The 8,795-nt window shown below is 44.8% G+C and carries 10 protein-coding genes; 5 read left to right on the top strand and 5 right to left on the bottom strand.

Annotated elements, in window-relative coordinates; all coding sequences use genetic code 11:
• Window positions 1-411 precede the first annotated feature (411 nt).
• Complete coding sequence (rpsN, locus tag QOS07_RS08985; RefSeq protein WP_283588611.1) at window positions 412-681, bottom strand: 30S ribosomal protein S14; 270 nt, start codon at window positions 679-681, stop codon at window positions 412-414.
• 122 nt (window positions 682-803) lie between these two features.
• Window positions 804-1,658 (bottom strand): metallophosphoesterase family protein, encoded by an 855-nt coding sequence (locus tag QOS07_RS08980; RefSeq protein ID WP_283588610.1) that lies wholly within the window; start codon window positions 1,656-1,658, stop codon window positions 804-806.
• A 127-nt stretch (window positions 1,659-1,785) separates the two neighbouring features.
• Here QOS07_RS08980 and QOS07_RS08975 point away from each other — a divergent pair, with 127 nt between their 5' ends.
• Window positions 1,786-3,150, top strand: a complete 1,365-nt coding sequence (locus QOS07_RS08975; protein ID WP_283588609.1) for a DHA2 family efflux MFS transporter permease subunit — start codon at window positions 1,786-1,788, stop codon at window positions 3,148-3,150.
• Between the two features lie 49 nt (window positions 3,151-3,199).
• Window positions 3,200-4,417: an MFS transporter gene (locus QOS07_RS08970; RefSeq protein ID WP_283588612.1), complete on the top strand. Its 1,218-nt coding sequence runs from the start codon at window positions 3,200-3,202 to the stop codon at window positions 4,415-4,417.
• 95 nt (window positions 4,418-4,512) lie between these two features.
• Here QOS07_RS08970 and QOS07_RS08965 read toward each other — a convergent pair whose 3' ends face one another.
• A complete protein-coding gene (locus tag QOS07_RS08965) occupies window positions 4,513-5,166 on the bottom strand; it encodes a beta/alpha barrel domain-containing protein (RefSeq protein ID WP_283588608.1) in 654 nt (217 codons plus the stop codon).
• A gap of 115 nt (window positions 5,167-5,281) precedes the next feature.
• Complete coding sequence (locus QOS07_RS08960) at window positions 5,282-5,989, bottom strand: MIP/aquaporin family protein (protein ID WP_283588607.1); 708 nt, start codon at window positions 5,987-5,989, stop codon at window positions 5,282-5,284.
• A 335-nt stretch (window positions 5,990-6,324) separates the two neighbouring features.
• Here QOS07_RS08960 and QOS07_RS08955 point away from each other — a divergent pair, with 335 nt between their 5' ends.
• Together QOS07_RS08955 and QOS07_RS08950 are read left to right on the top strand one after the other, a co-directional pair.
• The gene (locus tag QOS07_RS08955) at window positions 6,325-6,738 is read left to right on the top strand and encodes a hypothetical protein (protein ID WP_283588606.1); all 414 of its coding nucleotides are present in this window, start codon (window positions 6,325-6,327) and stop codon (window positions 6,736-6,738) included.
• A 119-nt stretch (window positions 6,739-6,857) separates the two neighbouring features.
• Complete coding sequence (locus QOS07_RS08950; RefSeq protein WP_283588605.1) at window positions 6,858-7,232, top strand: hypothetical protein; 375 nt, start codon at window positions 6,858-6,860, stop codon at window positions 7,230-7,232.
• Window positions 7,233-7,361: 129 nt separating this feature from the next.
• Here QOS07_RS08950 and rihA read toward each other — a convergent pair whose 3' ends face one another.
• Window positions 7,362-8,300: a pyrimidine-specific ribonucleoside hydrolase RihA gene (gene rihA, locus QOS07_RS08945; protein ID WP_283588604.1), complete on the bottom strand. Its 939-nt coding sequence runs from the start codon at window positions 8,298-8,300 to the stop codon at window positions 7,362-7,364.
• 158 nt (window positions 8,301-8,458) lie between these two features.
• Between rihA and QOS07_RS08940 the strand changes: the two genes are divergently transcribed.
• Window positions 8,459-8,665, top strand: a complete 207-nt coding sequence (locus QOS07_RS08940) for a hypothetical protein (protein ID WP_283588603.1) — start codon at window positions 8,459-8,461, stop codon at window positions 8,663-8,665.
• The last annotated feature ends 130 nt before the right edge of the window (window positions 8,666-8,795 follow it).

Below are 8,795 nucleotides of genomic sequence, written 5' to 3'. Positions count from 1 at the left end.
TATCAAACACCTTTGGAAGTATTCATGAAGTATATTACAGATGACCAATTTCTAATTTAAATTGACATTCCGGGAATAGAAAAAGACTGACTTCTGTGCCAGCCTTGAATATTTGTATGCTAAATTTCTCCGGTTATTCTATTGTTCTATTTTTCTTCCTACAAGGATAACGTGCCACAGGGCTGGAGGCTAGTGTCTAACAGAAAAAATCAATCGCCGCGTCCCGCGCCAATCGATTTTCCCATGTTAGCCATACGCCTCCTTGGTCGCCCTTCCGCACTTCTTAAGATAACATGCTCCGCGGCCGAGGGCCTAGTGCCCAACAAAAAAACTGAACCGACGCGTTCCGCGTCAGTCCAGTTTTCCATGTTGGTCATACGGCCCTCTTGGTGGCCGCTCCGCACTTCTTAATTACCAGCTAGCCTTCCGTACTCCCGGAATTTGGCCCTTGTGTGCTAGGTTGCGGAAGTTGATCCGGGACATGCCAAACTTGCGCATGTATGCATGTGGCCGGCCATCATAACGGTCTCGGTTGTGTAACCTTACCGCACTCGAGTTCCGTGGTAACTTCGATAAAGCAATGTAGTCACCCTTCGCCTTCAATTCCTTCCGCTTTGCAGCATACTTCTTTACCAGTGCTTCTTGATGATGTAATTTAGCAATCTTTGACTTTTTTGCCATCTATTTGCGTTCTCCTTTTATTTAAAAGTTAATACCTTACGACAAACAACTAAATTTAACATCTGCGAGAACTATTCTTCATTATTATCTGACATTTACTGACCAAAAGCAATAAATATGCCTTATCCGCGTTTTTCCTTGGCAAACTTCCGGTATTCCTCCGCATAACCATACTTCTCGTTAAACTTCTTTAATAAGTCGCTATCATGCGTATACGCTACCCCCGTCTTCATCATCCGTTGGTATAGTTCCGCATACGGCACACCATCCGTTACCGCCCGATCGCTTTCCACCGACCGGTCATACGCAACATGGCGGAAGTTGGCTTCTGCTAAGCCCTCATCATCTACCTCTAAAATCAGGTAGTAAGCACGCAAGTCACGCTGGAGTGTCTTCCAGCGGTTAAACGGTTCGCCAACTGCTCCTGGATTTAAAATAATTCGCTCATCATTTGAATACCGGAGGAGCTGGTGGTGGACATGGGCATAGATTGCAATATCAACCGCTCTTTTACTATCAACTTTAAACAAGCGGTCAAAATTTTCGGTTGGTTTCGTCGGGAATAAATCTTGCCCCATATTTAAGTCGGGCAGGTTATGTGAAATCCCAAAATTCAGCGGACCGACCTGCTTAGTCACGTGCAGTGGCCAGCTAGCAATATTATCAATCATCTTGTCCGGAGTATGGCGCTCAACATATTGCGCTAGCCGGGCAAAATAAATATGTGACGGCTTATTAAGGTCCATCAGTCCGCGTGCACCATGCACAACTAGGTTATCCCAGTTTCCTCGTACAACTACCTGGGGGTTAATCTTTTCAAACAGTTGCCATACCTTCATCACACTCGGCCCCGGCATTAAGAGGTCACCAATGAACCAGTATTGGTCTACATTTTGCTTTAGGCTGTCCTGGTACATCGCCTCAAAAGCACTCAAGTTACCATGGACATCAGAAAAAACCGCAATTCTCGTTTTCAAGCCACCATTCCTCCTTTTTACCTATTACTATACCAGAGAAATCCAAATTCTCCCCAATTTACCTTAGAAATTATCGAAAAGACGGTGCTAAACTAGATTAGGAATTAATGAGAGAAAGGAAGTTCACATGTCAAAATCAAGTCCGCAGATTACAATTAAAAATCGTCGCTTGATCACCGCAATTCTTTTGTTGTCAGCCTTTGTCAGCCTGGCAAGCCAAACTATGATGATCACCGCCCTCCCTGTTATTGAACGGGAATTGCACGTTTCACTAAATGCTGTCCAGTGGTTAACCACCGGCTACACCCTTATCATTGGGATCGTCACCCCGCTCTCGTCAAACATGTACGAGAAGTTTACCAACCGGCAAGTCTTCCTTTGGACAATTGGTACATTTATCGTCGGTACCACAATTGGTTGCATCGCCAGCAATTTTTATTCCTTATTACTAGCACGGTTAATTCAAGCAGCCGCCGGTGGGATGCTAATGTCGTTTCAAATGACCACCATGATTACCATCTACCCCATTGAAAAGCGTGGCTCCATCCTTGGCCTATCAAGTTTAGTAATCTCAACCGCCCCAGCCGTTGGGCCAACCCTCTCTGGTTTTATCCTGCAGGTTTTACCATGGCGGTGGCTCTTTATCGCCGTCCTGCCCTTCATGATCCTGATTTTTATCATCGGCTACTTTAAGCTGCAAAACTTCTCCCAGCCACGGGACATTAAGATTGATTACTTATCCGTCTTCATTTCACTGCTTGGTTCGGCCCTCGCCCTCGGTAGTCTGACTGTCTTCGAGTTAAATGTCTGGGCTGGCTGGGCAATGCTGATTGTCGGTCTAATCATTATCTACTTCTTCGTCAAGCGCCAATTACGCCTGAAGAACCCAATGCTGAAAGTTCAGATTTTTAAGTACCCATCATTCCGGTTAATGACCTTTGTTGGGATCTTCGCCTTTATGCTCCTGCTGGGAACTGAACAGCTGGTCCCGATCTTTACTGAAAACATCCTGGGGATGGGAAGCTTCAAGTCAGGGCTGATCCTTCTTCCCGGTGCCATCTGCAACGGGCTCGCCGCTTCCTTTATCGGCCGCCTGTATGACCAATACGGACCCAAATGGCTCATTATCTCCGGTGGAATCTTAATGATCATTGCTTCGTACCCACTAGTAACAATCTCAACCCACTCTTCAATTGCCGTCCTCACCATTGCTTATACCATTCGGATGATCGGTAATGCCTTTGTCTTCAGTCCTGCTTTATCCGAAGCATTTTCTGGCCTTTCAAAGCTTGAAAACAGTCACGGTACCGCCCTCAACAATACTTTGCGGCAGGTTTCAGGGGCCGTTTCCGTCACAATGCTGGTTGTTATTGCGGGCATCCCCAACAGTCTTATTACCGGTATCCGAATTTCAATGTGGATCACCGTCCTATTAGCTGTCTTTATGTTGCTTACTTTTTGCCACTATTTAACTATTAGTAAGCAAAAGTAATTTCTGTTACAATAATCTTCACTACTATTTGGGAGATGAATTGGAAAAGATGGGAGTAGAAGAACAATATCCCAACGGCTGGCACCGAACTTTCTATACATTATGGCTCGGTGCCTTTATTACGGGGGCCGGTTATTCAATGACGATGCCCTTCATCTCACTGTTTATCAGTGAACTCGGCAATTTTTCACACTTTCAGCTCAATATTTATTCCGGCTTAGCTTTCGGTGCTACCTTTGTTAGCCAAGCAATCGTTTCGCCACTCTGGGGAAATCTCGCTGACCGGAAAGGACGGAAACTAATGTGTATGCGTGCCGCCGGGGTAATGGCTTGTACCATTTTCTGTGTGGGCCTGGCACGAAACGTCTGGTGGATTATCGGGATGCGCTTCCTTCAGGGTGCCTTTTCCGGTTACATTAACAATGCCACTGCACTGATGGCTGGCGAAACCCCACGGTCCCACTCTGGCTGGGTAATGTCAGCCATGACCACTGCTGGGGTAGCTGGGAACTTGGTAGGACCATTACTTGGTGGAGCGCTCTCCGGAGTATTTGGCTACCGGATCCCCTTCTTCATCACTGGTGGACTGATGTTTCTGAACTTTCTGGGGACGACCTTCCTTACTAAAGAACACTTTGTCCCAATTAAAAAAGAAAAGATGAAGCCGATCGGTCAGATTTTCAAGGAACTCGATAGTCCTGGCACCATTATTGCAATGTTCTTTACGACGATGGTGGTAATTTCTTCTTCCATGTCAATCACGCCAATTATCAGTTTGTACGTTAAATCGCTGATGGGCAATCACGGTAATGTAGCTTTTGTTGCGGGAATTGTTGCTGCTACGCCCGGCCTCGGGACCCTAATTGCGGCCTCAAAAGTTGGCCACACGATGGATCGAATTGGACCAAAGGTTGTTTTACGGACCGGTTTGATGGTCGCATTTGTCCTCTTCATCCCCATGACCTTCACCCATTCGGCATGGTCGCTTGCCTTCTGGCGATTCTTACTAGGACTTGCCAACGCTGCATTGACCCCAGCCATTCAGACTGTTTTAACACTAGATGTTCCAACGGAAGCTTTTGGACGGATCTTCAGTTTAAACCAGTCATTTCAGGCGGCAGGTGCAGTTTTGGGATCAATTATCGGTTCGGTCATCTCAGGGCTGTTTAATTACCCGATGGTCTTTGCGGTAACCGGTCTGACGCTCCTGGTTAATGCCGTTGTTATTTGGGTTGTGTTACGGCCACGGCACCCTCAAGCTTCATAGTCAATTTAACCGGTCAAAAAAATAAGGGAACAGTGAATCAAACCACAGTTAGGCGCTTGCGCTTAACCGTGGTTTTTACCACCGTTCTCTTTTTATTATTCCATCACCAGTTCAAATTGCTGATGAGTTTTTACGTTGCAAGCCTGACCAATTGTACTTGTCGTCAAGACATCCAACTCCGTATATAGCTGTTGACTTAAAATTACGCCGTCAAGGTGGAGGTCTTGAAGATCCCAAAAGTCATCGCTTGTCCATGCCTTGCTAATTACTTGCACCTGTGGCATTAGGTGAGCCAGTGCAACACTGACAATCACATCATAACGTGACATTGCAGAGCAAAGATTGAGCAATAGGGGAGTGCTATAAGCCCCCGCAATCGTTAATAGCTGGTATGCCTGCTTCTTACTGGCAACTCCATTAACCGCCAGTGGCACGCCCTCACTAAGTAATTGTTTAATGAGTGCTTCATTAAAGTGCCCAGCAGTCATTACCGGCACCTGAACCCATACGTTATCACCAGTCAGCGTAAGTTGCTCTGCCCGTTGCCTAATCGACTGTGGGTCAGTACCATCAATCGGGATAATAACCCGGTTGGCTAAACTTGGCGATAGCTTCAGCGCCTGCTCCTCCATCATCCGTACAGTCGCTCGGTCTAAGATCAAGCCGTCTTGGTCACGGTTATTTCCTTGCTCTAAATCATGCTTACTAACATTGTCAACGAATATACCAATATGAGCTACTGGTTGCACGAGTATCTTCCTTTCAGTATTTTAATAAGTATACCAATTATCAATCTCAGACATATCCTCTCATACTAGCTAGCTTTCGTCAAGCGGTTTAAGTAATTCTTTATGGTTAGACCAATTATGCAATTGCAGTCTCGATGGCGCAGGCTAGAACACCACCTGCTAATGGTCCAATCATCGGTACCCAGGCATACCACCATTCAGCACTGGATTTATTCGGTACCGGGAGAATCGTATAAGCCAACCGCGGACTCCAATCACGGGCCGGGTTTAATGCAAAACCAGTTGTCGACCCTAAGCCCGTACCAATAACGGTAATTAAAAGGCCAACGATAAATGGTTTCATCCCAGTTGTAAAATTACCTAAGTTTAACAGAATGAAGACAAAGGCAAAGGTAGCAATAACTTCAGAAAGAAAGTTAAAAAGCGGTGACTTAATTGCGGGTCGGGTAGCAAAGATGCCGACACTATTACCTTCTTTTTCGGTTTTTGTCGCCTTAAATTGTGGGTAATACTGGATGACAAACAACGTGGCACCCACAAACGCACCGAGAAACTGTCCAGCCAGGTATGGTAATACTTGCTTCCACGGGAACAGGCCAAAAAGAGCATATGGAATTGTTACTGCCGGATTAAGATGCCCCTGCGATCCCAGGAATCCTGCAACATAAACACCCATCGTAACGGCAAGTCCCCATGAAGCACAGACAAACCACCATCCGCTGCCATGGGCATAATTTCTCTTGAGGTTAACACTAGCAGAGCAGCCCCCGCCGATTAGAATTAATATCATTGTGCCAAAAAATTCACCAATAAATCCATTCATTATCTTCTTTCCTACTTTCTTTCAGGTGTAAATTTACTTATTAATTTTACCTTTCCTTTCTAATAAAAGATAGCAGTGAATGTGTCTATTAATAAAATAAGACTGGGAAAAACTTCCCAGCCTCTTGTCCTGCAAATATGATAAAAATTGATAGTTTTCTACTTAACCTGTTGGTCAATTGCTGTCTTCTCGGGATAGAAGAAGTTGTAAATGGTTAACAATAGGTAGGCAAGCAAGACCCACCGTGGCATTGCATATGCTAAAAAAGATTAAAACAGCATTAATTATTAGGACAATTAATAACCGCCCTTGCCTGCTTAAGCCTGGGTGACGCAATGGTGGCTGCCGATAATTTCACGGCAACTGCAACCACTGTTGCCGCTTCTACGAAGGAAAACATGGATATTGCTAACCGTGATATTGCTAGTTACCTGGCCAACTGTCAGCAATATGAGTCTAATGACAAGCAATTCCAGGGCTTCACTAGTATTAAGAATATTCAATACACTGGTAAGAGCCAGATTAAGATCACGGTAAATGACGACTTTTATAAGCTGTCAAAGCCACGCCGCGACCTGCTGATTGACTCACTGCAAAACGGGGTCATCGGTACCTTAATGGACGACCAACAACAAAAGCTGGCCGAAAGTGACGTTCATAAAGGCTTCAAGACGACAGTTTATCTTAATAACCAGTTGATTGGTCAAAGCAGCAAGAACGATAACCGGGTAATTAATTGGAATAAGTAATAAAGAGTGGTCGTGAAAAGTTCGCGACCACTTTTTATTATTTAACTAGTTCTCGTTTTTCGTTTTCCAAGTATGCTACAATCGGTGATAAGTACTCAGACTAGGAAGGATGAACGATTATGAACACCGACGATTACCTATTTACCTACTTTGCAATCCTCGACAAGACTGCCAGCATGATTCCCACCTACGATCAGGTGGTATTAAATGACATGCAAAAGAGCAACCAGAAGTTCATGGGAATTGCTAAAAAGTATGATTCAGAAACATTTACCCAGACGGTCCACCAGATTTTTGTTCAGCTAATCAACGAACGTGTTTTCCAGGGCACCATTGCTAAAGATGAAATCATCATCAGCAATACCACCCCACTTGCGGTTGAAATCCTGCAGCATGTCCAGGATCCCACATTCTGGTCGGCAATGAAAAACACCGCCAACCAATGGGAGAGCCGCCCATTAACAAGCTTTGTCGTTAACTATGTTGAACGCTAACGTAACGGGGAGCTAGGAAAGAATTTTTGCAATACCAGTATTGGTCCCAAGTTGCTTTTTCTTCCCCCAGCCATAATATTTGAGAAAAACGAAAGGGAGCGTGACAAAACTTTATCATGCTCCCTTTTTCTAATTAAAGCTCTTCATTGTATCCATGATTAACTTGATAAACTTCTCCCGGTCAATCCCTAGGAGTACTTCGGTGTTGGCTGGCTTTCCGGTCAACAGGTAATAGTCACAAACGGTTTCGCCACGGGTTAGGTCACCCTGTGTCTCCACATCGACATTCATCCAGTCAGTTTCAAACATTTCCGGATCAATCAGCCAGGCAATTGTGCACGGGTCGTGTAGTGGTGCCCCTTTGAGCCCCCATTTTGGATTTTCGTGGTACTGTTCAAAGAAGTTTAAAAGGCCATAAAACGCGTGCGCAACTGGATTATTGATTTTACCTATTTCTTCAATTTCATTCTTTAAGATCTGGGCCTTATGGGTAACATTTAACGGCGCCATTACCAATGGAATACCAAAGTTCATGACAATTTTAGCTGCTTCGGGGTCCACGAAAATGTTGAACTCAACTGACGGGCGCCAGTTACCGAGCCCCATTGCACCACCCATAAAGACAATCTGATCAATCTTTTCTTTTGCCAGGTCAGGATAGACCCGCAAAAAGAGGGCGGCATTAGTCATTGGCCCGGTCACAACCAGGGTAACCTTGTCACTGCTTTCACGAAGCGTCTTCGCAATCAGTTCAATTGCGGGTATTTCTTGTACCGCAAAATCTGGTTCCGGCAGGTCCGCACCATCAAGTCCGGTCTTACCATGAACTTCTGGTGCCGTCTCTAGCGGCTTCACCAACGGGGTCTGATTTCCCTGGGCAACCGGAATGTCTTCCCGGTGAAGGAGGGTCAACATCCGCATTGCGTTATTAAGGGTCTTATCCGGTGTCTGGTTACCGGCAGAAGTCGTGACTGCTAGCAGTTCAATCTTGGGTGATGCCACCGCCATTGTCAAAGCTAGAGCATCATCATGTCCCGGGTCACAATCAAGAATTATCTTTTTTACCATCTGTATCTTTTCCTTTCAATGATAGCGTTTTCTATTATTATACTATTTTGAAGAACCCTACCAGCTATTTTTATCCCAAGCCTTAGGAAAACTTATTAATTGGTAAAAAATATGGTCACTTCTTTGATATACTTTAGTTGTAAAGGTGGTGAAAGAAAATGGCTATTAAGGCGTGTCCATTTTGTGGAAGCTCGAACTGTGGGATGATCCAACCACCAGCTGGAGCTAATTTTGTACTTAACTATGTTACTTCCGAAGAAGACGGCAAATTAGGTGGGATGCCAGTCGTCGTTTACGGCTGCCAAGATTGCAAGTGCATCTGGATGGCATCTGGTGCTTTTGCTGGTCAAGATAACGATAATTAATCAATTAAGAAGGTTTTTGAACTGCCTGCTCCGGCCCTAAAACCTTCTTAATTTTTAAAATCGCGGTTTGTAAAATTAAGTTAGAAAAATAAAAAAGTCATTTGTGATAGACTTTTGAATAACCACAAAC

It is taken from the genome of Limosilactobacillus viscerum, assembly GCF_947387525.1.
In the GTDB taxonomy this organism is placed as follows: Bacteria; Bacillota; Bacilli; order Lactobacillales; family Lactobacillaceae; genus Limosilactobacillus; species Limosilactobacillus viscerum.
This window is presented reverse-complemented; position numbering and strand designations above follow the sequence as displayed.